The following is a 22,523-nucleotide window of genomic DNA, read 5'->3' as shown; positions in this document are numbered from 1 at the left end:
CCGACAGGCTTCACAGGGCCTGCCCTTTCTTTTCCTTATTATTGTCCACGTTCTTTGGACATAGAGGTATACCCTCAGGGTGTTTCCTTATTATTGTCCATGCCCTTAAGGCTGAGAATCCCATGATAGGCAGCCACCTGCTCCGCTGCCTTTTTCGTCCGTCCGGTTCCCTGGCCGATAATCTCCTGGCCTATGAGGACCTGCGTCTCAAATACCTTGTTATGATCCGGTCCCTCTTCCCGCAAAAGTTCATAGCTCAAAGGCTCTTCTGTCTTACTCTGTACGATCTCCTGCAAGATAGTCTTGCTATCATAAAAGAGCTGCTTATGTTCCAGATCATTCATGATGAAACGAAGGATAAACTCTTTTGCATTAGCAAAACCACCGTCCAGATAAATGGCCCCAATCAGCGCTTCCATAGCATCAGAAACAATCGACGCACGTCCTCTGCCTCCGGTAGCTTCTTCCCCCCTGCCTAAAAGCAGATACTCTCCAAGCCTTATATCCTCTGCACAATAGGCAAGAGTGGGTTCGCAGACGATACTGGCACGTATCTTTGTCAAATCACCCTCCGGCTTATCCGGATACTTGTGATACAGACAGTCACTGGAAACCACCTCAAGCACAGAGTCACCCAAAAACTCCAGGCGTTCGTTGCATTCCAGCTTATTTAACCGGTGTTCATTGGCATAGGAGCTGTGGGTCATGGCCTGTGTCATAAGACGCTTGTCCGAAAAACGGTAGCCGATCCGCTCCTCCAGTTCTTTTAAATTTCTGCTCATCATACACCTCTTCTCATTATGAAAGAAGGTGCTGCGGACAGACCCAAAGGTCCCCGGCAGCACCCACATCTATTAATTTAAAGCATTCTTGATCTGTTCTACTGCGTCATTGACACTTACAATGTTTTCTGCCACTTCCGTTGGAATCTCAATATCAAATTCCTCCTCAATACCCATAATGATCTGGAACACATCAAGGGAGTCAGCACCAAGGTCATCCACAAATGTGGAGTTCATGGTCACCTCATCCGGCTCAATATTTAATACCTCTGCAATTATGTTCTGTAACTTCTCAAATTCCATCTCTTTTCCTTCCTCTCTCCTATTCTTGATTTTCATCATTCTTTTTAAGACTTTCTCTTATCTTATCATTAATTCCCTGTTCTTTGAAGGTTACGCATTGAAGTATGGAGTTCTTCACTTCTACTGCCTTTGAATTCCCATGGGTTTTTACAACCAAGCCATTAAGTCCCAATAACGGCGCTCCGCCGTGCTCAGATACATCAAATGATTTCAGGCTTTCCTTCAACGCAGGCTTTACAAGCAGAGCTCCTATTTTGCTTCTTAAACTTCCCATCATACCGCGTTTTACCTTATTAATTAAGGTCGCTCCTACTCCTTCGTAAAGCTTCAGGATTACATTGCCTACAAATGCCTCGCAAATAATGACATCTGCACCGCCATGCGGAATCTCCCTGGCTTCGATGCTTCCGGTAAAATGGATATCCTTGCACTCCTTTAACAGTGGAAAGGTTTCTTTTACAAGCGCATTTCCCTTTTCTTCTTCTGCGCCGATATTAACGATAGCCACTCTTGGATTCTTAACTCCCACTACATGCTCCATGTAAAGGGATCCCATCCTGGCAAACTGTACCAAGTGGGATGGTCTTGCATCCACATTGGCTCCGCAGTCAATCAGCAGGGAAACGCCTTTTTCCGTTGGGATAAGCGGTGCCAGCGGCGGTCGTTCCACCCCTTTTATCCGTCCGACAATTACCTGTCCGCCAACCAGTATAGCGCCTGAACTGCCAGCCGATACAAATGCATCCGCCTCCTTCTGCTTTACCAGATTCATCCCCACAACGATGGAAGAATCTTTCTTCTTTCGTATGGCGTTAACCGGAGGTTCATCCGTCTCGATTACCTCTGACGCATTCACAATCTGTATCTGATCCTTTTGATACGTATGTTTCCTTAACTCCTCTGATACAATATGCTCCTGCCCTACTAAGAGAACCTGGATTTCTTTATTCGCGTTCACCGCCTCTACGGCTCCGGCTACCATCTCTACCGGTGCATAGTCACCGCCCATGGCGTCAACAGCTACTTTTATCATCATGATTCTCCTTTCAAATATCGCCTAAGATAATCTATTACATAATATACTAAATATTATACTATAAATCAATATTAAATTAAGAAAAATAAAAGATCAGACAGGACCTTTGCTTTCCCTGTTTTTTTCCACCTTTTTCATAATATAGACATATGAAATTAATGTAAACAGCCCGGCGCTTAACCAGGCGGCCGGATCACAGGCACAGGCTAAGGGAAAACTTAAAAGCCTGATCGCCACTGCAGCCGTTACCAGTCTGGCAGCAAGCTCCACAACTCCTCCCAGCATGGAAGAAAGCCATAGCCGCATCCCTGCATGGTGTTTCTGAATATGAAAATCATTCCAAGAGGAATATAAAAAACGGCACATAGATAAATATAGGTTTTCGCCCATGGAAGCATTTCCGTTATATCCACATCTCCCGAGAAAAACAGCCTTAAAGCATAGGGAAGGGCTAAGCAGACAATAACAGAACAAAGAACCGAATACACGACCCCCGTCCCAAGCACCAGCCTGACGCCATGGCGGATTCTTCCTATGTCACCCTTTCCATAATTCTGACCCGAATACGTAGCCATTGTCTGACCCATGGCAAGCATTCCCTGAATGACCATGCCCTGAAACTTATTGGCGGCCGTATAGGCTGCTACTGCGGTTGAACCGAATAGATTAACAGCTGACTGCATGATGATGGTTCCTGATGCAGTGATTCCAAACTGAAAAGCCATGGGAATTCCCACGGAAAGCTGGCGCCTTGTATCCGCCTCATTCAGTTTCCAGTGATTCCTCTTTGGAGTTAAAACCGGCACCTTTTTATAAATATAGAAGATACACAGGATTGCGGATATCCCCTGCGAAAGATTGGTCGCCCAGGCAGCTCCGGCCACTCCCATCTTAAAATTAATAATAAAAATAAGATCCAGCACCACGTTTAAGCTGGCAGAAAACATCAGGAACAAAAGGGGGATCCGGCTGTTTCCGACGGAACGGAGATAAGAGGAAAACAGATTGTAAAATACATTTGCAACAATTCCCATACATATGATGGAAATGTAGGTATAAGCATCCTCAAAAATATCCCCGGGTGTGTTCATGGCCCTTAAAAGTGTTCTCATAAAGGCAAGGCTTAATACTGTCATGGCCGCAACAACAAAAAATGACAGGATGATCCCATTAGCCACAGAGCGCTTCGCACCATTTTCATCCCCTGCTCCAAAGCGCTGGCTGGTAAGAACCGTAAATCCAGTGCTCATTCCCTGGGAAAATCCAATAACCAGAAACATGATAGTACCGGTAGAGCCTACTGCGGCCAGGGCATCAGTCCAACAAAACGGCCAACAATAATGGTATCTGCCATGTTATATAGCTGCTGAAAAATATTTCCCATTAAAAGCGGAAGCGTAAATTTTAAAATGATTGGAAGAGGATTGCCTCTTGTCATATCGGTTTCCATTATTTTCCATCCTCTGTTCAAAAATTATATCGCTCTTTAAGAGGCGCATGGGTTATTTTATCACGTTCCCCGCCAGTTGTCACTCCTTTTCAAAAAAATCATAAATACTATTCATAAACCGCAGCCATAACGGCTCCATAATCCCCTATCTTCTCACCTAACCGGCTGGCACGATCCTGCATGCGGCTGCAGAAGAAGCAAGAGCCTCCCTATGGATTTCATCCCACATGGCTGTTTCCATGAATTCATGGGCTCTGGCGTATATGCTGCCGGCAACTATTACCTCCGGATTCAGGATATCAATAAGCATGGACAGTCCTCTTCCGAAATACGTTCCCGACTCACTCAATAATTCTGCGGCATCTTCATAGCCGGCCCTGGCGGCCTCTGCCACATCCTTTGCCCTGATCTTCTCCATTTCTCCTGTCTGAAAAGAGGCCTTTTTCCCCTGCTTTTCCATCTGCTTTGCCTTTTGTACTGCCGTTTGCCGGATTCCGCCGCCGCTGCAAAATCCTTCCATGCTCCCTGCCTTTCCATATCCAACAGGCCCGTCCTCCTTAAGGCGGACATGCCCCACTTCTCCTGCCATGCCGCAGGCTCCTGTATATAGACGGCCATTTAAAATCATACCTGCGCCAAGGCCGGTGCCAAAGGTGAGGAATATCATATGAAGAGATCCTTTTCCAGCCCCATATTTCCATTCGGCAAGGGCACAGGCATCGGCATCGTTTAACATCCTGGCAGGCATCTGGAACTTTTCCGACAGATAGGAAACAACGGGAACTTCGTCCCAGCCCGGCAGGTTAGGAGGAGAGCAGATGACCGTGCGGTCAGGACTCAACGGGCCTCCGCAGGATATCCCGATACGGCAGTCAGACCGGGAAACCTCATGGGCTTCAAGCATCCCTTCCCCACAGCCGCATAAGGTGTCCAACACTGCTCTCCAATCTGATGTTGTCTGTATTTCCTTCCGTTCAATCCATATAATCGTATCGCCCTCCAGGCGGCAAAGAAACACCGCACACTTTGTTCCTCCAATATCAAATCCCAGTATATGCATCGTAAAACCTCAGCCCTTCTATTATTATAAGTAAATCCGCTTTGCCTGCCGGCTCATCCAACAGCTATTTTCCCTTCATTAAGAAACATATGCCAACAGAGCAGGAACCGAAGTACCGGCCCTGCTCTTTTCCTATTATGAAATATATCTGCGCTTATATTCGCATTTTATTTTATTGTTTCTTTTGTGAGGACGGAAACTCCTGTGTCTACGTTCTTATCTCCTGTGTCCTTGCTTTCCAGGGCATTAACCGCTGTCTTCACTCCTTCATATCCCATAACATCAGGATTCTGAGCATGGTTGCCAGGAGATAGCCTTCCTTAATCAGCTGAAGGATCATGTCGGATTTGTCAAAGCCTACGCCGATTACAGTCTCGCCTGCTTCCTGAATGGCATTGCCGGTTCCTACGGTAGAGCCTTCATTGGCTCCGAAAATGCCTACGCAGCCCTGGGTGATATAGTTTGCAGCAATATCCTTGGATTTTGCCGCATCGCCTTCTCCGTACTGAGTTTCCAGAATCTCAAATTTTGTTCCCTCAAATGCAGAACGGAAGCCTTCTTCTCTGGCTACTGTGGATGCGGTTGCAGCATTTACGTTTACGATGCCGATCTTGCCTGATTCGATTCCATTGGCCTTTAAGGCTTTGATCATTTCTTCACCGGCTGTTTTTCCGGCTGCTTTGTTATCTGTTGCAAGGGTCTGGACTGCCGGCAGGGATGCTGCGGAGTCTACGTATACCACCTTCACTCCAGCGTCAATGGCTTCCTGTAACGATGCAGTCACTGCATCAGGCCGTTTGCCGCCAGTAAAATGGCCTCTGCGCCTCCTGCTACGGCATTGTTAATGCATTCGATCTGCTTTGCGTCATCCTTTACATCAGGAGCCAGCCACTTATAATCTACATTTCCAAGCTCCTTTACGGCTTTCTGGGCACCTGCATCCACGTTTACCCAGTGCTGGTCCATTTGATCCATGGTGATTAAGTAAACCTTGTGTGAGCCTCCGCCGGAAGCTGCCTCTTTCGCAGTTTCTGCTGCTGTGGTTGCAGCTTCGGTTGCAGCCTTAGTTGTTGCCCCAGTCGTCGCTGCTGCCTCTTTTTGCCCGCTGCTGCAGCCTGCCATAGAGGCAATCACTCCCATAGAAAGAATAGCCGCCAATACTTTCCGCTTCATAAACCTTTTCCTCCTTAAATTTGGATATTTTATAGTCTGCCTATATCAAAGCCTTAGGCTCCAATACCTTGTTTATGGTTCTAACTTATTTTTCTTACCAAGCTTTCCGCTTCTAACAATTACATCGATCAATACGGAGATCACCACAATGGCGCCGATAACAATGTTACGGATCGCAACCGGAGCACCTGCAAACTGAAGGCCATTCTGCAGAACGCCCCAGATGGAAGCACCGATCACCGTACCGATTAAGATTCCCTGTCCTCCCAGGTTGACACTCCTCCGATTACGGAAGCTGCCACAGCATACATTTCATAGGCATTGCCGGCATCCATGGTACCCATGCCGCTTGTTGCGCAGATCACCAGTCCTACGATACAGGAGCAAAAGGAGCTGACCAGATAAGCCTTTGTGGTGGTGGCGACAATATTTACCCCGGATAGCTTGGAGGCCTCTATGTTGCTTCCGATTGCATAAATATGCCGGCCGGTCCTTGTTTTGCTTAAGAGGAAATTAAATACCAGCCATAAAACAATGGCTATGATCACCGTATTATACACTCCGGCAACCTTTCCATAATAAAAGAAATCCCGAAACCCCTTTGCCCCGTCTCCGATGGCATCGGTATTGTAGTTATTATTGACGATCTGGCAACGCCCCTGGCAATCGTCATGGTGCCTAAGGTTGCAATAAAGGGCGGAAGCTTGCACTTGGCTACCAGTAAACCGTTGACCACTCCTACGATCAGACAGCATATCAGGGTAAGAAGTACCGCTGCCCACGGATTTATGCCATTTGTCATCATGGTCGCAGATATCATGCAGCTCATGCCGACAACGGAACCAATGGACAAATCAATATTGCCGGTGATCAATACATAGGACTGGCCGATGCCGATTAACAGGATGGGCGCAATCTGGCGCAATAGATTCGCAACATTTTCCCGGAAAAGAATGTAGTTTATGATGCCAAAAACAACGCACATGACGATAAGTCCCACTCCCACGGTGACTACCTGCCCCATCCCCCTAACGGCGAACAGCCTTTTATACCAACTCTGTCTTTTACTATTCATGTTACCTCTCCTTGCCCTTCTCTTAACTGATCTTGCTTTCAAACTGAGTCGCAAATTTAAGGATCTGATCCTGTGTCGCCTCAGCTGTCATCACTTCCCCTGTAATCTTCCCGTCACACATGACAATGATCCGGTCGCTGATGCCAAGGATTTCCGGCATTTCCGATGAAACGAACAAAACGCCGATCCCCTCTTGTTTTAATTCGTTCATCAGGTTATAGATCTCTACCTTAGCAGCCACGTCGATTCCCCTGGTAGGTTCATCGAAAATAACCACCCGTGAATTCCTTGCCAGCCATTTACCCACCACTACTTTTTGCTGGTTGCCGCCTGACAGGCTTCCGGCATCCACCTCTGCGCTTGGCAGCTTGATTTTTAAGGAAACCACTGTTTTATCCGTCATTTCCCTCTCTTTTTTCCTGTTGACGATCCCCAGCTTTCCGCACAGGATATCCAGATTGGGAAGAGAGATGTTGTCCCGTATGCTGAGCTTCGTGCAGAGGCCATCCTTTTTCCTGTCCTCAGGAGCCAGTACAATGCCTGCTTTTATGGAATCCTCCACGTTATGTATGCTGACCTCTTTTCCATCCAGGAAAATCTGCCCTGTTTCCTTTGGATCCGCTCCAAATATGGCTCTGGTGGTTTCCGTCCTCCCTGCCCCCATTAACCCGGCAATGCCCACGATCTCACCTTCGTACAGCTCCAGATTAATGTTTCGGACCATCCGCCCGGCATTTAAGTTACGGACCTCCAGGATCCTTTTCCCTTTTGGACATGAAACACGGGGGAACTTCTGTTTTATTTCACGGCCTACCATATGGGCAATGATCTCTTCCATCTGCCTTTGATCAAAATCCATGGAAGTGATAAATTTTCCGTCCCTCATGATTGTGACCCGGTCCACGATATGTTTCAGTTCTTCCAGACGGTGGGATATGTATACGATTCCGCAGCCTTCCTTTTTCAGCTTTTTAATGATTGCAAACAGATCATTGATCTCCTTTGATGTCAGGGCCGACGTAGGCTCATCCATGATCAGGACCCTGGCATTCATGGAAAGTGCTTGGCGATCTCAACCATCTGCTGCTTAGATACTGCCAGGCTGCCTACCAGCTCCTCCGGATCTAAATCAATATTCATCCGTCCCAGAATCTCGGCCGCCGCCTTGTTCATCTCTTTTTCAGAAAGGACCATTCCCCTTGTCCGTTCCCGTCCCAGGAAAATGTTTTCCGCTACCGTCAAATGCTGGCACATGTTCAGTTCCTGATGAATGATCGCTATTCCCAGTTCCTTTGCCTTCTGTGTGGTCATTTCCCGAATATCAGAACCGAATACCTCAATGGTCCCTCCATCTTTTGGATAGACACCGCTCAATATTTTAACAAGTGTTGATTTTCCTGCCCCATTTTCACCCAACAGTGCCATGACTTCGCCTGACTTTAAGTAAAATGAAACATCGTCAAGCGCTTTTACACCAGGGAATGTTTTTGTAATATTCTGCATCTGCACAATATCTTCCTGCATACCTCTCACCCTCATACTTCTCTCAAATTCTAGCTTCTGTAATCAGTATACCATCGGAAGTTCATGGAAAGTAGGGGAGATTCTTCCGTTTAAGGGGGGCAATCTTTGGCAGTCAGACCGCCTGTTAATCCTTTTTATCACCAGCCAACTTTATAGAATTCCTCTTTCGTGTATTCTGCCGCCGCCTTTCCATCCTGCAGGACTATCATCCGGTCCGACACATCCATGTTGTCGGCAAGGTTGCTGGTAAGAATGAGTACCGAGATCCCGCTGTTTTTCAGCTCCTGGATCAAATCCAGCACATAACGCCTTAAGTACATGTCCCCCTTTGCCAGGGGCTGTACGCACACGGCGACCTTGGGGTGAAGGAGATGGATCCGGTAATAGGCCAGTCCGTATTTTTCCCGCAGGCTTAAACGGTCAATCTTCACCGCATCAATACAGGGTCCCGCCTTATTCATATATTCCTTTCGAACACTGCGAAGATGGCTGCGCTTTAGATTTCCAAGCCGCACCTTCCGGTCCAGAAGAAAGGTTAAGTTCTCCATATAGCTCATATCCCGAAACAGAAAGGTTTCTGCCGGATCATCGGGAATAACGGCTACCCCTTCCTTAAAAAAAGTCCGTAGGCTCCTCTCCTGCAAAAGCCCTTTCCCCCAGGTAAATCCTGCCGCCCCTGATTCCCCTGCTGCCGGACAGAACCTCCACCAGAGGCTCCCAGGTCTGGTTATCCGTATCCAGTATCATGAGGCATTCCCCTTTTCTCAGAGAAAAGTCCACCGGTTCTTTCCCATTCAAATGCACTCCCTCCAGCTTAAGGACAGCCTCCTCCTTTGGTTCCCGGATCTGGCTGCCGGATAAGTCAAAGGATATGGTATAGGCTGAAGGGCCGTATCCACCATTTCTTCCTTCTCGAACACCTTCCAAATGGTACCCTGGTGAAAAAGAGCCGCCCGGTCCGTGATCTGGAACACCTCCTGATGATGGTTTCCCATATAAAGAAATGCGGTTCCCCGCTTTGCCTGCTCTCTGATAATATCCTGAAACTGTTTTAGCTCCATCTGGCTTAAAAAAATTGCTGATCCTGTCCAGAATAATGAGCCTGCAGCCAGTCAGAATGGCTTTTAAAAGCTCAGCAACGCAGCGCTCAAAGGCACTTAAGGTTGAAACCCGGCGCTTGGGATCAATGGACAGCCCCAGCGGCCTCATCAATAGCTCTACCTGACGATCCAGCACTCTGCTGTTAATAATATACTTTTTAAACCCTTTCCGCATAACAAACAGATTATCGGATATGGTAAGGCTGTCTATGAGCCGTCCCCTCTCCTCAATGACATAAACCCGGTTCTCAGTGAAATCCGGGTGGGAATAATGATTTACCCGTTTTTCTTCATAATACACTCCGCCAAAGCTTATGGGAATATTATGGCAGATGAGGCGGATCAGCTGAGAGCAGCCCTTTGCATCAGAAACGATAAGCCCCATAATTTCTCCCTGGAGAATATAAAAGTCCATATTATCCAGATAACGCTCCCCGTTTTCTTCCAGAGTAACATGATTCAGCCGGAGAATTTCCTTTCTCATCTCATCACCTCTCTGTCCGGTCAATCCTTTACCAGAGGAAGGGATATCTCAACATCTGTCCCTGCTCCCACCTGGCTGTAGACGTGGATCCCATATTCCTCTCCAAAGAGCAGCTTGATCCTGTTGTTGACATTCTGGATTGCAATTCCGCCTTTCCGGTCCATATCAGGGTTCACGTCATCTAAGGACAGGCTTTTAAGCTTTTCATTCAGCTTCCTGACTCTGCCGGCCTCCATGCCAAGCCCATCATCAGATACCTTGATGATCAGCCGGGAATCGGTCACTAAAATTTTAATAATCAGATGCCCTTCTCCTATTTTCCGTTCGATCCCATGATAAATGGAATTTTCAACAACCGGCTGGAGGGTCAGCTTTGGCAGACGGTATTGCAGGATATCCATTTCATCCAGCTCCTCGGAACATGCATAAAGAATATTTAACTGTAATTTCTTTCCAAAACGGAACTGCTGGATATAATAATAATTCTCAATATTTGCAAGCTCATCCTCTAAGTTTACCAGATGGTCTACATTGGAAATGGTATAGCGGAAAAAGGTGGCAAGAGCCTCTGTCATCTCCGCGATACTGTCCACTCCAAGGCTCAGCGCCTCACTTCGTATGCCTTCCAGGGTGTTGTACAAAAAGTGGGGATTGATCTGGTTTTGGAGGGCCAGATATTCCGCCTGCTTTTTTGAAACATTGATCAGTTCCCTGGTTCCCAGCATTTCCAGAAACCTTTGATTTACTTTCTCGGATTCCGGACAGTAGGGATAGCGTATTATAAATAAGTCATTTAAAACACTGCCGGAAGCGAACTGCCGCTCCACCCGTTTGGTCTCCTGCATGGCTTATAAATTCCATAATATCCGCCGTAAAAAAACAGGGCCAGAAGTACGGACGCCGCCATGAAAAGCCAGATTTGTTCCGGCTGCCCCCTGGTTAAGTACAGGGAATAGCAAAGCAATAGTATGAACCCGGCCAAAAGACCGGCCAAAAGAAGAATCACCCTGACGGACAGAAACCGTAACCTTTCCTTCATAATACGCCTCCCATCAGGAATAAAGCTTCCGGTACTCATTTGGCTTTAAACCGGAATATTTGGTGAAGTTCTTTGTAAAATACTTTACATCGCTATAGCCCACTTCCTCACATATGGATGCAACATTTAAATTCGTTTCCTTTAGAAGGCTTTTCGCCTGTTCCATACGCACCTCAGATAAAAACTCCAGAAAATTCTTTCCGGTCTCTTTCTTAAACAGGGAACTGAAATATGTAGGATTGAATCCGGCGACTTCACTGACGGTTTCCAGGGTAATTGCTTCCCTGTAATGATCCCTGATATATTTTTTTAGCCATGCGTATGGGGCGGTTATTCTCCTGCATCTTTCCGGCTACGGCCTTATCGTAGGATGTGGAAATCTCCCTTATGAGGTAGTGCAGGACCTCTCTTGCAGAGGAACAAAATTCCACTCCCTGATTAAACCGTTCCATAAAATTCTGTTCAATTGGAATTTTATGATTTTCATGAAAAACAGATAAAGATTGCAAACTTCCCTGCACATCTGCAGAATTTCATGCCCGGTCATATCCGGCTGCTCCAAAAGTCCTTCTTTCAGCTTCATCAGACAAGCACCCACCTGCTGCCGGTCCAGGTTTCCAGAGCCGCGTTCATATTCTGGTTAAACTGGGTGAACCACTGGCTTGATGCCAGATGAAAGGAACTGCGCAGTTCCCCTTCCAGGAGTTTGCCGTTTCCTGCCACCAGCCGCTGTTCCACTAAGTGCCTGGCGGATTTGAGGGAGCTTCTTATCTGGGTGATATTCCAAACGGCTGTGCCAAAGCCAATGGTCACGCGAAGTCCTTCCAGAATGGATTCCAGCACAGCAAGCTCATTTAATATGTTTTTACACTGCCGGCGGATGAGCTTCCTGTTTTCCTCTCCATAATTCAGAAACAGGTAAATATGGCTGTTCTCCACGTACAATTCCCAGTCAAATACCTGGCCTTTCAGCATTTGCTCTGCAATCTGAGTTGTCTTTTCTGTCAGAAATTCCAGGTTTTTCTCGTCAGGCATGGAAATTCCATCAAATTTGACACAAACGATCTGAAAGTATCCCGGCTTTAGCTGATAATAATACTGCTTATTGATTTCCTCCAGGCTGGAACAATCCTGTTCGCTCCGATCCCGGTACAGGACATTGGAAAACCAGGTGGTCCTAAGCCTTTCTGCATCGCTTTTTCTTGCCAGCCTGACCCGCTCCTCGTAGGTCAGCTGCTCGCTTTTTTTCATTATACCTTACTCTGATTTTTTTCCAGAGTTTCCGTCAGTTCCTGCTTTTTGATGGGCTTTAACAAATAATCGCTGACCCCATATTTGATCGCCGTCTGGGCATATTCAAAATGGCGGTATCCGCTGATGATCACAAATTCCATGCCTACATTCAGTTCCCGGGTCTTTTTTTACCAGGTCCAGTCCATCATATCCCGGCATCCGGATATCCGTAATCACCACATCAGGAGAAAGGGCTTCGATCTTTTCAAGTGCCTCGATCCCATTATTTGCCACACCGCTGAGCGTCATATCCAGTGCCTGCCAGTCGATCAGCTTCTCGATCAACTGGCAGATCTTTTCTTCATCGTCCGCTATTAGTACTTTTAACATGATTATCCCCCTGCTCTGCCCCGATTCTTTTGTCATTATAACATGTCCGCCTGGGTGAAGGAAGTAGTGTAAAAAAAGAAAAACAGCCATAATCATTGACGCGGTAAGTTCTGTCATTCCCACTTGAAAAAGCGGAGGGAAATACTGATACATATTACTGCAATCCCGATCATTACCGTAACCGGAATGAAAACCCTGTCCATTGGCAGCCCCAGTGAAGCAGCCTTAAGAAGTTTAATTCCCTGTGTCAATGGCAGGATATCTGCTGCTTTCTGAAATGCAGCAGGCATCACCTCATAAGGCAGGGTAGCACCAGAAAAAAATAAGCATCGGAAAGTACAGCAGGCTGGCGGCGGCACCGGCTATTTTCGTGTTGGGCGCAATTCCGCCCACCAACAGCCCAATGCTGAACATGGATAACATGACCAGCAAATATGCCCCCAGGAACGGTAGCCATGAACCTTTTAATTGATATCCGAAAAATATCGTCCCTGTCATGTAAACAAGGATAAGGGAGGCAATAGAATAAAGCGCATAAATGACAACCTGTACCGTCAGAATAAGGGCGGGGGCAGCTGGCGTCACCTTAAGCCGTTTTAATATCTTTCTGCTTCGATAATCAGATACAACAAGAGGAAGCCCCATCACGCCTCCGGCGCAAATGGCAATGGCTGACACTGCACCAAAGGATTGTTCCAGGAACGTATAATCAGCGCCATCAAAAGCGGGCTTATTTCCAAAAACTGCTCCTAAGATCACAACCACCACAACCGGCATGCAGATAGCAAAAATAAACATATCCAGCCCACGAAGGGACAATTTTCCTTCTGTTTTAAGCATCGTTTTAAATGTTTTCATGTTCACCCTCCCCATCGGTATACCAAAGATACGCATCCTCCAATTTTTCATAAGGACTGGCTGCAACCGCTTCCTCTATGGTACCGCAAAATATGCTCTCCCCACTTTTCAAAATCATGATCTTGTCACAAAGGGCTTCCACCTCATCCATAAAATGAGAGGTCAGCAAAATGGTGATCCCTTTTTCTTTTAACTGGGAAAGGCTCTTCCACACCTCCCGCCGCGCCCTGGCATCGAGTCCTGTTGTCAGCTCGTCTAAAAACACCACTTCAGGATCTGGAATCAGAGCAAGGACGATAAAAAGCCGTTGCTTCTGACCTCCCGAAAGTTCACTGACCAGGCTTTTTAACTTGTCAGAAAGTCCGAACTGTTTTAGAAGAACACCAAAATCCCGGGTGTGTTTGTAAAGCGAAGCAGTAACCTCACAAAGCTCATGTACCTTGATTTTGTCCTGATAATTGGCCTCCTGAAATTGAACCCCAACCCGCTCAAAAAGCTTTTTCCGGTCTTTTTGCGGATTCATTCCCAAAATGGATATTGTTCCGCTATCCTGTTTTTTTCGTTCCCAGGATACATTCGATTGTGGTGCTTTTACCCGCGCCGTTTGCTCCCAGCAAGCCAAACACTTCCCCCCGGCGAATTGAGATATTAATATTCTCCACCGCTTTAACCTGGGCGTAAGACTTGCAAAGTCCTTTCACTTCAATGGTTGTTTCCATGCGATAAAATCCCTCCTGTTTATTCTTTTCACCAAAAGAATAACACCAGAGCAAAGTCTGGTGTTAAAGTGTAGGGTTTGTTTCAAATCGTTTTTTTCATTTTCTTAAGATGGGCCAGCATAGCTTCTGCGTTTTCCTCAGCGTAATGCAAAGAGGTAAGAAGTTTATCACATACGGAAATAATATCGTCGCTTTTGTCAGGCGTATCAATCACCTGCCGGATATCCGCTTTGGGATTTTGGGATAATGTATTCAGCATCCGCAAAATTGCCGAAAGGGAGTAATTGGCACAGCGCAGGGAACGTATGACTTTGAGCCGTCTAATATCTTCATCCGTATAAATCCGGTAACCGTTTTGTTTTCGTTTTATCGTGAGCAGGCCGTTCATTTCCCAATTTCTTAAAGCATCCATTGAAATTTGTAAATAATCGGCCGTTTCTTTTCTGGTTAAAACCATAGTGTCAGTTTTTTGCTCCTGCTGCCGCCTGATAACAGCTTTTGAGTAATCCCTATGGCTTCTTCCGCGTTTCTTTGCTCATTTTTTATCTGCTGCAGATACTGTTCCGTCAAACCAATTGCCTTGTTAAAATTTCCAGTTGCCGATGTCTTAATAATTGTAATTGCCTGTTTTCTCAATCCATTTTGCAAAACCTCAACCTTTAGGGCGATTCTTGTGAACTTAATCTGTTCCATATGAAAATCTGTAAAAATGCGATAACCATTTGCCCTCCGCTCTGGTTTGGGAATAAGCCCAAGCTCTTCATAAAGACGTACCGTATTGGGATGGATTCCTATACTATGGGCAATTTCAGAGGTCTTGTAAGTATTCATTTTATTCTATCACCACCATTCTATTCCACCATAATAGCAGCATATAAAAGTCTGGTGTTATAGTGGAGGGTTTAATTGTAACTCATAGGAATGAAAAGTGCAAGAATTGGGAAGATACCCTTGGTTTCCAGTCGGCCTGTCTTACAGTGCAATAAACACAATTCGCTCTTTACCTTTCTATTTCAAATTCAACCGACCCGGCTGCTCCAGGCGCTATCTCATATTTGTCAAAAACTATGACCGGATTTCCATTCTCCTTCATATAAAATTTTGTCTCATCCGAAATGCTTTCAAAGCCGCCCTCTTCAGGAGTAAAAAACGGAATACCAATTTCCTTTGATTTTTCCTCCATCTGGCTATTAATGCTTTCGTTCGATTTCTTGATATAATCCTCTCCAAGAACATCCTTAAGGGATAATAGCTTTCCTGATTTCAAATCTATGTTATAGTACTTTTCCTGGCTGTAGGCAGAGGTCCAGCTCTCTGTTCCCCTTACAACAAAGGAAAGATAATCATCGCTTTGGGCCTTGATTTCATACCACACCTTGATCTCGATCTTATGTTCCGCCCATTCTGCCTCTGTTCCGCCTGTATCCAAAAATGCCTGTTTGTATTCCTTTGCCCGTTCCAATGATTCATCCGCATATTTGCTGCAGATCTCCTGGATTTCTTCATTTATTTGTTTAGAAAGTCCGTGGGTGTCATTTTGGATAAATTCCACACCCGGTACTTCTACCGAAATTTTTTCATCCCCAACGGTCTTTTTATAAGAGCTTACGGTAAGGATCCGGGCGATGGCACCGACAACCGGAAGCTGATGTACCTCCTCTGCAAATGCTGTGTTTATATTCAGCGCCGCTGTAAATGTAATAAAGAAAGCAGCCGCTGTTCCCAGCCCCCATTTATAATTCCGTCTCTTTCCATTCCCAGTATTATTCTGGCTGCTTGCTGCTTTTTTACCTTCAAACTGCTCGATGGCCCCCTGTATGCGGCCGCTTAATTCCTCGGGAATGGGAGTCTCATCGTATCTTTTTTTGGCATCCTCCAACTGGTTCATAAGTTTACCTCCTGAATATTCTGCTTTAACATTTTTAAGCCACGGTACAGTCTTGCCTTTACCGTGTTTAAATTGGCACCGGTGATCTCTGCAATCTCTTTCAGCGACATTTCTTCAAAAAAAACGAAGCTTAATGATATTTTGTATTTCCATATCCAACCGGTTGATCTCGTTATAAAGGTCATCCGATGGTTCAAAGCCCTGTTCATAATAGGGGATCTCCAGACCCAGTTCTTCTCCTGAGGCAATCTCTTTTTTGTTTTTCTTGAGGAAATAAATGCTTTCGTTTACAAGAATCCTGTAAAACCACGTTTTGATGGCATCGGTATTTTTTTAAGGATTCATAATGATCCAGCGCTTTTAATACCGCATTCTGAACAATATCCAGAGCATCCTCCTGGTTTCGGGCGTAGCTGAATGCCAGCCGGTAAAACTTTTTCTGGTTTTCAATGATGTAGCCTGTCATCTTATCATAAATCTCTTGTCTCATTCGTTACCCTTTCTGTCCTTTACCAGACATTTTTGCCTTTCTGTTATATAGATGATTTCAGATGCAAAAAAAGTTGCAGGAAATGAAAAACAAAGGCTCTGAACATTCAGAAGCCCTATACCTGTTATGATTAACGCATTCATTGCAATTGAATCAATGCATTCTTTTAATTGGGCCAACATTATTTAAAACTGTAGAAATTATATCACAAGCAATAGCGAAAATCTTTTCAGAATCTACAGATATTGTCACGTCCCATAAAAAGAACTGGGGCACCAGACCGATTAAACCAGTCTGATGCCCCAGCCAATATATATATATCAATTATTCTTTTGTAACTAATTCATTTACATTATCAGAGGTTACCAGTTCGTTGTCCAGGATCACATACTTGTCTACGTCTTTGCCCTGTAAATAATTGTATGCAGAGTTCATAATCGCTTTTCCAAGGAAGAAAGGCGGTTCTGCAATCGTTGCTTCGACTTTACCTGCCTTAATGGCTTCAAGAGTGTCATCAATGGCATCGCAGCCGATCATGGTGATCTCATCCAAACGGCCGGCAGCTTCAATCGCTTCCAAAGCACCGAGAAGCATTTCATCATTGGCTGCATATAATCCGTCGATGTGGTCATTGGCCTGAAGGATGTTTTCCATTACGCTCATGCCCTTGGAACGGTCAAAATCTGCAACCTGGCAGGCAACGATCTTCATGTCAGGATTCTGGCTTATAACTTCATTAAAGCCCTGGGAACGGCTCTGGGCCACATTGGTTCCATGATACCCTGGATTTCTACGATATTTCCTTTGCCTCCCAGTGTGTCTACCAGATACTGGCCGGCCAGTTTTCCGGATTTGATGGCATCGTAGCAATATGGGAAACTACTTCCCCGCCGCTTGCCTCACGGTCCATGGTAAGCACCGGGATACCGGCTTCGTTACATGCTTCAATGGAAGAAACAATTGCATCAGAATCGCAGGTATCAATGATGATGCAGTCTGGTTTTTGGTGATCAGGTTTTCTACATCCTTCATCTGAATTGCAGGATCATCCTGGGCATCTGTAATATAAAGCTCCACTCCTAATTCATCTGCGGCTTTCTGTACCCCGTCTTTTACATCCACGAAGAATGGATTTGTCTGGGTATTCATGGCAAGTCCTACCACGTATTTCTTGCCCTCTGATTTAGCCTCTGCCTGGGCCTCTCCTGTTGTCGTAGCTGCTTCCGTCTGTGCGGTCTCCTGTTTGGTTTCAGGCGCCTTCTCTCCGCTGCTGCATCCTGCCAGTGATGCAAGGACAAGTCCTGCGGCTGCTACTGCTGCCATGTGTTTTCTTTTCATCATAATTTTGTACCTTCCCTTCTTCTTTTACATTAATAGTTTTATTTATTCTGCTTTTGCAGATAAATCCTTAACCTTTTTGTCCACTAACACTGCGATGAGTACAACTGCGCCCTTTACAATATTGGTGGCATGGGGATTTACGTTCATAAGCGTAAGAATATTATCAATAATTCCCATGATCATGGCACCTACCACAGTAGGCAGCACAAATCCGGTTCCACCGCTTAAGCTGGTACCTCCAAGTATGACCGCTGCAATGGCATCCATCTCGATCCCCTGTCCGCTGGTGGATTGGGCAGACCCCAGTCTGGCTGTTAAAACCACTGCCGCAATGCCGCTTAAGAAACCGTTAATGATGTAAGCCATCCATTCCGTCTTTTTTACTGAAATTCCGGATAAACGGGCTGCTTCCCGGTTTCCGCCGAATGCGTAAATGCTGCGTCCAAAGCTGGTCTGTGTCAATATATAATGTGCCAGCAGGAAAAGTGCTATCAATATAATAACAGGCACCGGAATCCCCAGAACCGTACCTTTTCCAATAAATTTATAAGAATCTACCTTGACCGGAATGGGAGAACCTTTGGTGTAGACCAAAACGCAGCCCCGAAGCAGGGTCATCATTCCAAGGGTTGCAATAAATGGGGGAATCCCGCACTGAGAAATAAAAAAATCCATTTACAATTCCGCAGGTAATTCCTATTGCAACTGCTGTCAGTACCGCCAGAAAGGTATTACCGGTAGAGGCCAGCACACCGGAGGCTACAACTCCGGCAAACCCCAGAATGGAGCCTACAGACAGATCAATTCCGCCGGTAAGGATCACAAAGGTCATGCCGCATCCGATAATACCGGCAACTGTCACCTGTTTAAACACATTAAACAGGTTGGAAACACTTAAAAAGCTTTCCGATAAAAAGGCGGCAAAGAGACAGATTACCAGTAAGATCAAAACCGAGCGATATATATTTATTTGGTTGATTAACCGTTTTTTTAGTTTCCTGATTCATTTTCGCTTACCCCTCCAGATGCATGCGCTAATATTTTTTTCCTGATTCATTTCCTGTTTGGAGATCTCTAATACCGTTCTTCCTTCCCGCATGACAATGACACGGTCACTGACTCCAATAAGCTCCGGCAGATCCGTGGAAATTACCAGGATGCTCTTGCCTGCCTTCGTCAGCTCATTCATAATGGCATAGATTTCCGCCTTGGCTCCCACATCTACTCCCCGAGTGGTTCATCTAAAATCAGAATATCAGAATCTGCTAAAAGCACCTTTCCAAACACTACCTTTTGCTGGTTTCCGCCGCTTAATTTTCCGGCAGGCTGGTGTGCAGAACTGACTTTAATATTCAACGCTTTAACCTGTTCCTTTACGCGTTCCATTTCCAGCTTGTTGTCTAACCGGAATCCTTTGGTCAGCTTCTTTAAAGAAGACATGGAAATATTTTCTTTGATGCTTCTTATTAAAACAAGCCCTTCCTGTTTCCTGTCATCCGAGACAAAGCCGATACCTGCTTCTAATGCTTTTCTAGGAGAAGAACAGTCCTTTTTTTCACCATGTACATAAATTTCCCCGCTGTCCATTGGCATAGCACCGTAAATCAGCTTGGAGAGTTCTATGGTACCGGCACCCAAAAGGCCTGTGATTCCTAAAATTTCTCCTTTATGAAGCTTTAAGCTGACATTATGGACTCCGCGGCTGTTCACCTTCCTGGCCTCAAATACCACTTCCCCAGGGGTATAATCCCTTACCGGGTACAGGTTGGATACATTGCGTCCGACCATCATGGATACCACATCATCATAATCCGTTTCTCCAATGAGTTTTGATGCAACGAACTTTCCATCCCGGAAGACGGTAAGGCGGTCTGAAATCTGAAAAATCTCATCCATTCGGTGGGATATATAAATGATTGCAATTCCCTTTTTCTTCAGTTCCTCAATCGTCCGGAAGAGAATCTGGATTTCCTCTTCTGCCAGCGCTGCGGTTGGTTCATCCATAATAATGATTTTTGCTCCAATGGTCAGGCACTTGGCAATCTCCGTCATCTGAGCCTCTGCCACAGATAAATTTCTGACTTTAGTCCTTGCACTGAACTTTAAGCCCAGATGATCCAGGTTTTCCTGTGCGTCCCGGTACAGCCTGTTCCAGTCCACCTTCCCAAACTGATTGACCGGAAGCCTTCCAAGATACATGTTTTCAGCCACCGACAATTCCGGAACCATATTAAATTCCTGATAGATCATGGCGATTCCATGTTTTTCTGCGTCTTTTGCGGAATGGAACACCACCTCTTCCCCATCCAGGTACATGGCGCCGGAAGTATAAGGCTGTGCTCCCGCAATTATCTTCATTAAGGTAGATTTCCCCGCTCCGTTTTCTCCGCACAGGGCATGTACCTCTCCCTCATAAATCTCCAGATGCACCCCGTCAAGAGCCTTGACACCGGGAAACGTCTTTACGATTGATTCCAGTTTTAAAACTAACCTTCCTCCCATATGTTTTCACCACTTCCCCTTTGCTTCCGGTCAATATGCGCAGCCTGAGACCAGGACTACGTTGGTGTATCCTGTAAATTCGCCTGTCAGGATGATCGCCTTGGCCCCTCAGTGATCTTTTTTTAATTCCTTATGGGGCACATACTCTACCGGAATGCCTTCCGGCAAGAGAGCCAGCGCCTTCTCATGAAGTCCCGGACTCACATCAAGGGCCTCCTCTGCAAATATGGCCTTTTCCGTTACCATATACTTTTCTATTTCTTCCAGAACCTCCAGATAAGAGGGACTTCCCGGCTTCCAGCCTAAGTCTACCCGTTCCACTCCCTTGGGAATAGGAAGCCCGGCATCTCCGATCACCAGCATATCCATATGCCTGAGCTCTGCCATGACCCTTGCTAATTGAGGGTGCAAAATTCCTGTTTTTAACATGACCGTTCCTCCTTCTGCTCTCTTATAAATGAGTCAATTTCCTCCCGGTCAGGCATGGCCGGTGTAGTTCCGATTCTCTGTACCGAAATTGCGGCTAATGCATTGGCAAAGGCCGCCGCCTCCCATAAATCCTTTCCTTCTGCCAGGGCTGCCACCAGGCCGCCATTAAATGCATCCCCTGCTCCGGTTGTATCAACTGCGTCTACCCGGTAAGCAGGCAGGATGCCCCTCTTCTCAGGAGTTGCCAGGTAAACTCCTTTTCCCCCTAAGGTAATAAGTACATTTTTGACTCCTTTTTCAAAAAAAGAAGTCTGCAGCTTTTCCTGCATTCTCTTCCCCATCCACCGGTATCCCGGTTAATATCTCAGCTTCTACTTCATTAGGCGTGATTAAATCCACCTTGCTTAAAATACTGTCACTGACCGGCTGTACAGGAGCTGTATTTAAAATGATTTTTACGCCTTTCTCATATGCAAGATCGATTACTTTTTCCACGGAAGAAATATTGGTTTCCAGCTGGGTCAGCAGAAATTCTGATTGATCCAGCAGGTCTGAAATTGACTCTACCTCCTCATCTGTAATCGTGTCGCAGGCGCCCAGAATAACGACGATTTCATTCTGGCTGGTGTTTTCATCCACCATGATCAGCGCACAGCCTGTCTCTGTCTGACTGGTACGGAATATCCGTCCCGTATCCATTCCCAGCTTTTTCATGGTATTTAAGGCCACATCAGCGAATCCATCCTCCCCAAGCTTTGTTACCATGGTCACATCGGCTCCCGCCTTATAAGCAGCTACCCCCTGGTTGAATCCCTTGCCGCCTGGACCCATTTTAAAAATGCTTCCTTTAACGGTTTCTCCCGGAACCGGAAGATGGGGACTTCTACCCATCAGATCCACTACAAAGCTTCCGAAAACTGTTACCTTTTTCCCCATAACTCTTCTCCTTCCTTATAGTAAGACAATACCGTTGCCTGCCCCAATCCGGTCCGCTCCGGCTTCTATCATAGCCCGGGCTTCTTCCGATGTGCGGATTCCTCCGCTTGCCTTTACTTTTGCCCGGTCACCTACTGTCTTCTTCATGAGTGCCACATCCTCCGGCTCTGCTCCGCCTGTGCTGAAACCTGTGGATGTCTTTACAAAATCTGCTCCGGCTTCTATAGAAATCTCACAGGCCATTACGATTTCCTCTTTTGTTAAGAGGCAGTTTTCTAAAATAACTTTAACGACCTTGCCCTGGGAAGCCTTTACAACTGCTTTTATATCATCACGCACCAGATCATAATTTTCATCCTTCATGGCGCCGATATTCATTACCATATCCACTTCATCTGCGCCTGCCTTCACTGCTTCGGAGGCTTCAAATGCCTTTGCTGAAGTCATCATGGTTCCCAAGGGAAAACCAACCACACAGCAAACAGCTACGCCGCTGCCTTTTAATTCCTGTGCGGCGAGAGGTACTTGACATGTATTCACGCACACCGATGCGAATCCATATTCTTTTGCCTCTGAACAGTATCTCTTAATTGTTTCTGATGTAGCATCTGCCTTTAACATCGTGTGATCCACTAATTTTGCAATATCCATTTTTTTCTCCTCTTTTCTTTTATTATCTATCACCCGGGTATGTAACCGGTTACATACCCG

The 22,523-nt window shown here is 45.9% G+C and carries 31 protein-coding genes and 5 pseudogenes; all 36 read right to left on the bottom strand.

Annotated features, from left to right (window positions below; translation table 11 throughout):
- Positions 1-74: 74 nt before the first annotated feature.
- The 36 genes and pseudogenes from rnc to deoC all read right to left on the bottom strand — a co-directional run bounded on the left by rnc (position 75) and on the right by deoC (position 22,463).
- Complete coding sequence (gene rnc / locus JCM10519_RS00595) at positions 75-782, bottom strand: ribonuclease III (protein WP_054737655.1); 708 nt, start codon at positions 780-782, stop codon at positions 75-77.
- Positions 783-854: 72 nt separating this feature from the next.
- Positions 855-1,085 carry an acyl carrier protein gene (gene acpP, locus JCM10519_RS00590; RefSeq protein WP_054737838.1) on the bottom strand — a complete coding sequence of 77 codons (231 nt, stop codon included), beginning with the start codon at positions 1,083-1,085 and terminating at the stop codon, positions 855-857.
- 19 nt (positions 1,086-1,104) lie between these two features.
- Positions 1,105-2,118, bottom strand: coding sequence for a phosphate acyltransferase PlsX (gene plsX / locus JCM10519_RS00585; protein ID WP_054737654.1), 1,014 nt, complete (start codon positions 2,116-2,118; stop codon positions 1,105-1,107).
- Positions 2,119-2,214: 96 nt separating this feature from the next.
- The gene (locus JCM10519_RS24755) at positions 2,215-2,391 is read right to left on the bottom strand and encodes a hypothetical protein (RefSeq protein WP_347842680.1); all 177 of its coding nucleotides are present in this window, start codon (positions 2,389-2,391) and stop codon (positions 2,215-2,217) included.
- Positions 2,367-3,401, bottom strand: coding sequence for an MATE family efflux transporter (locus JCM10519_RS00580; protein ID WP_347842679.1), 1,035 nt, complete (start codon positions 3,399-3,401; stop codon positions 2,367-2,369). The genes JCM10519_RS24755 and JCM10519_RS00580 overlap by 25 nt, the downstream gene beginning before the upstream one ends.
- A gap of 17 nt (positions 3,402-3,418) precedes the next feature.
- Complete coding sequence (locus JCM10519_RS24750) at positions 3,419-3,571, bottom strand: hypothetical protein (protein WP_347842678.1); 153 nt, start codon at positions 3,569-3,571, stop codon at positions 3,419-3,421.
- A gap of 157 nt (positions 3,572-3,728) precedes the next feature.
- Positions 3,729-4,631: an ROK family protein gene (locus JCM10519_RS00575; protein ID WP_347842677.1), complete on the bottom strand. Its 903-nt coding sequence runs from the start codon at positions 4,629-4,631 to the stop codon at positions 3,729-3,731.
- Between the two features lie 259 nt (positions 4,632-4,890).
- A complete protein-coding gene (locus tag JCM10519_RS24745; protein ID WP_347842676.1) occupies positions 4,891-5,415 on the bottom strand; it encodes a substrate-binding domain-containing protein in 525 nt (174 codons plus the stop codon).
- Positions 5,412-5,804 (bottom strand): hypothetical protein, encoded by a 393-nt coding sequence (locus JCM10519_RS24740; protein ID WP_347842675.1) that lies wholly within the window; start codon positions 5,802-5,804, stop codon positions 5,412-5,414. The genes JCM10519_RS24745 and JCM10519_RS24740 overlap by 4 nt, the downstream gene beginning before the upstream one ends.
- A 72-nt stretch (positions 5,805-5,876) precedes the next feature.
- Positions 5,877-6,879: pseudogene (locus tag JCM10519_RS00565) on the bottom strand (ABC transporter permease).
- Between the two features lie 22 nt (positions 6,880-6,901).
- A pseudogene (locus JCM10519_RS00560) lies at positions 6,902-8,403 on the bottom strand (sugar ABC transporter ATP-binding protein).
- Positions 8,404-8,540: 137 nt separating this feature from the next.
- Positions 8,541-9,047: a hypothetical protein gene (locus JCM10519_RS00555; RefSeq protein WP_054737653.1), complete on the bottom strand. Its 507-nt coding sequence runs from the start codon at positions 9,045-9,047 to the stop codon at positions 8,541-8,543.
- Entirely contained in the window at positions 9,016-9,987 is a 972-nt protein-coding gene (locus JCM10519_RS00550) for an ATP-binding cassette domain-containing protein (protein WP_054737652.1), read from the bottom strand. Before JCM10519_RS00550 ends, JCM10519_RS00555 begins: the two co-directional genes overlap by 32 nt.
- Before the next feature lie 20 nt (positions 9,988-10,007).
- The gene (locus JCM10519_RS00545) at positions 10,008-10,814 is read right to left on the bottom strand and encodes a histidine kinase (protein ID WP_347842674.1); all 807 of its coding nucleotides are present in this window, start codon (positions 10,812-10,814) and stop codon (positions 10,008-10,010) included.
- Positions 10,781-11,026, bottom strand: coding sequence for a hypothetical protein (locus JCM10519_RS24735; RefSeq protein WP_347842673.1), 246 nt, complete (start codon positions 11,024-11,026; stop codon positions 10,781-10,783). The genes JCM10519_RS00545 and JCM10519_RS24735 overlap by 34 nt, the downstream gene beginning before the upstream one ends.
- A 13-nt stretch (positions 11,027-11,039) precedes the next feature.
- Positions 11,040-11,297 (bottom strand): helix-turn-helix transcriptional regulator, encoded by a 258-nt coding sequence (locus tag JCM10519_RS24730; protein WP_347842907.1) that lies wholly within the window; start codon positions 11,295-11,297, stop codon positions 11,040-11,042.
- Positions 11,281-11,478, bottom strand: coding sequence for a hypothetical protein (locus JCM10519_RS24725; RefSeq protein WP_347842672.1), 198 nt, complete (start codon positions 11,476-11,478; stop codon positions 11,281-11,283). Before JCM10519_RS24725 ends, JCM10519_RS24730 begins: the two co-directional genes overlap by 17 nt.
- Before the next feature lie 130 nt (positions 11,479-11,608).
- Positions 11,609-12,277, bottom strand: coding sequence for a hypothetical protein (locus tag JCM10519_RS00535; protein ID WP_054737650.1), 669 nt, complete (start codon positions 12,275-12,277; stop codon positions 11,609-11,611).
- A complete protein-coding gene (locus JCM10519_RS24720) occupies positions 12,277-12,411 on the bottom strand; it encodes a hypothetical protein (protein WP_347842671.1) in 135 nt (44 codons plus the stop codon). The genes JCM10519_RS00535 and JCM10519_RS24720 overlap by 1 nt, the downstream gene beginning before the upstream one ends.
- The gene (locus JCM10519_RS00530) at positions 12,383-12,649 is read right to left on the bottom strand and encodes a response regulator (RefSeq protein ID WP_347842670.1); all 267 of its coding nucleotides are present in this window, start codon (positions 12,647-12,649) and stop codon (positions 12,383-12,385) included. Before JCM10519_RS00530 ends, JCM10519_RS24720 begins: the two co-directional genes overlap by 29 nt.
- 113 nt (positions 12,650-12,762) lie before the next feature.
- A pseudogene (locus tag JCM10519_RS00525) lies at positions 12,763-13,507 on the bottom strand (ABC transporter permease).
- A pseudogene (locus JCM10519_RS00520) lies at positions 13,494-14,226 on the bottom strand (ABC transporter ATP-binding protein). Before JCM10519_RS00520 ends, JCM10519_RS00525 begins: the two co-directional pseudogenes overlap by 14 nt.
- An 82-nt stretch (positions 14,227-14,308) precedes the next feature.
- A pseudogene (locus JCM10519_RS00515) lies at positions 14,309-15,057 on the bottom strand (MerR family transcriptional regulator).
- Positions 15,058-15,226: 169 nt separating this feature from the next.
- Positions 15,227-16,114 (bottom strand): DUF3298 domain-containing protein, encoded by an 888-nt coding sequence (locus JCM10519_RS00510; RefSeq protein WP_054737649.1) that lies wholly within the window; start codon positions 16,112-16,114, stop codon positions 15,227-15,229.
- Positions 16,111-16,323, bottom strand: coding sequence for a sigma factor-like helix-turn-helix DNA-binding protein (locus tag JCM10519_RS24715; protein WP_347842669.1), 213 nt, complete (start codon positions 16,321-16,323; stop codon positions 16,111-16,113). The genes JCM10519_RS00510 and JCM10519_RS24715 overlap by 4 nt, the downstream gene beginning before the upstream one ends.
- Positions 16,320-16,604, bottom strand: coding sequence for a sigma factor (locus JCM10519_RS24710; protein WP_347842668.1), 285 nt, complete (start codon positions 16,602-16,604; stop codon positions 16,320-16,322). The genes JCM10519_RS24715 and JCM10519_RS24710 overlap by 4 nt, the downstream gene beginning before the upstream one ends.
- Positions 16,605-16,928: 324 nt before the next feature.
- The gene (locus tag JCM10519_RS24705) at positions 16,929-17,369 is read right to left on the bottom strand and encodes a substrate-binding domain-containing protein (RefSeq protein ID WP_347842667.1); all 441 of its coding nucleotides are present in this window, start codon (positions 17,367-17,369) and stop codon (positions 16,929-16,931) included.
- A gap of 114 nt (positions 17,370-17,483) precedes the next feature.
- Positions 17,484-17,945, bottom strand: a complete 462-nt coding sequence (locus tag JCM10519_RS24700) for a substrate-binding domain-containing protein (protein WP_347842666.1) — start codon at positions 17,943-17,945, stop codon at positions 17,484-17,486.
- A 42-nt stretch (positions 17,946-17,987) separates the two neighbouring features.
- Positions 17,988-18,566, bottom strand: a complete 579-nt coding sequence (locus JCM10519_RS24695; protein WP_347842665.1) for a hypothetical protein — start codon at positions 18,564-18,566, stop codon at positions 17,988-17,990.
- On the bottom strand, positions 18,490-18,894 hold the full coding sequence (locus JCM10519_RS24690) for a hypothetical protein (RefSeq protein ID WP_347842664.1): 405 nt from the start codon (positions 18,892-18,894) through the stop codon (positions 18,490-18,492). Before JCM10519_RS24690 ends, JCM10519_RS24695 begins: the two co-directional genes overlap by 77 nt.
- Before the next feature lie 54 nt (positions 18,895-18,948).
- On the bottom strand, positions 18,949-19,164 hold the full coding sequence (locus JCM10519_RS00485; RefSeq protein WP_054737647.1) for a hypothetical protein: 216 nt from the start codon (positions 19,162-19,164) through the stop codon (positions 18,949-18,951).
- A 2-nt stretch (positions 19,165-19,166) separates the two neighbouring features.
- The gene (locus JCM10519_RS00480; RefSeq protein WP_054737646.1) at positions 19,167-20,447 is read right to left on the bottom strand and encodes an ATP-binding cassette domain-containing protein; all 1,281 of its coding nucleotides are present in this window, start codon (positions 20,445-20,447) and stop codon (positions 19,167-19,169) included.
- A 108-nt stretch (positions 20,448-20,555) separates the two neighbouring features.
- Positions 20,556-20,876 (bottom strand): RbsD/FucU domain-containing protein, encoded by a 321-nt coding sequence (locus JCM10519_RS00475; RefSeq protein WP_347842663.1) that lies wholly within the window; start codon positions 20,874-20,876, stop codon positions 20,556-20,558.
- Complete coding sequence (locus tag JCM10519_RS24685; RefSeq protein WP_347842662.1) at positions 20,870-21,217, bottom strand: PfkB family carbohydrate kinase; 348 nt, start codon at positions 21,215-21,217, stop codon at positions 20,870-20,872. The genes JCM10519_RS00475 and JCM10519_RS24685 overlap by 7 nt, the downstream gene beginning before the upstream one ends.
- A complete protein-coding gene (locus tag JCM10519_RS00470; RefSeq protein ID WP_347842661.1) occupies positions 21,174-21,812 on the bottom strand; it encodes a ribokinase in 639 nt (212 codons plus the stop codon). The genes JCM10519_RS24685 and JCM10519_RS00470 overlap by 44 nt, the downstream gene beginning before the upstream one ends.
- Positions 21,813-21,827: 15 nt before the next feature.
- The gene (deoC, locus tag JCM10519_RS00465; RefSeq protein ID WP_054737645.1) at positions 21,828-22,463 is read right to left on the bottom strand and encodes a deoxyribose-phosphate aldolase; all 636 of its coding nucleotides are present in this window, start codon (positions 22,461-22,463) and stop codon (positions 21,828-21,830) included.
- Positions 22,464-22,523: the final 60 nt, after the last annotated feature.

The organism is Clostridium sp. NkU-1 (assembly GCA_001312405.1).
The sequence above is the reverse complement of the archived record's forward strand: the minus strand, read 5'-3'. Positions and strand labels throughout refer to the sequence as shown.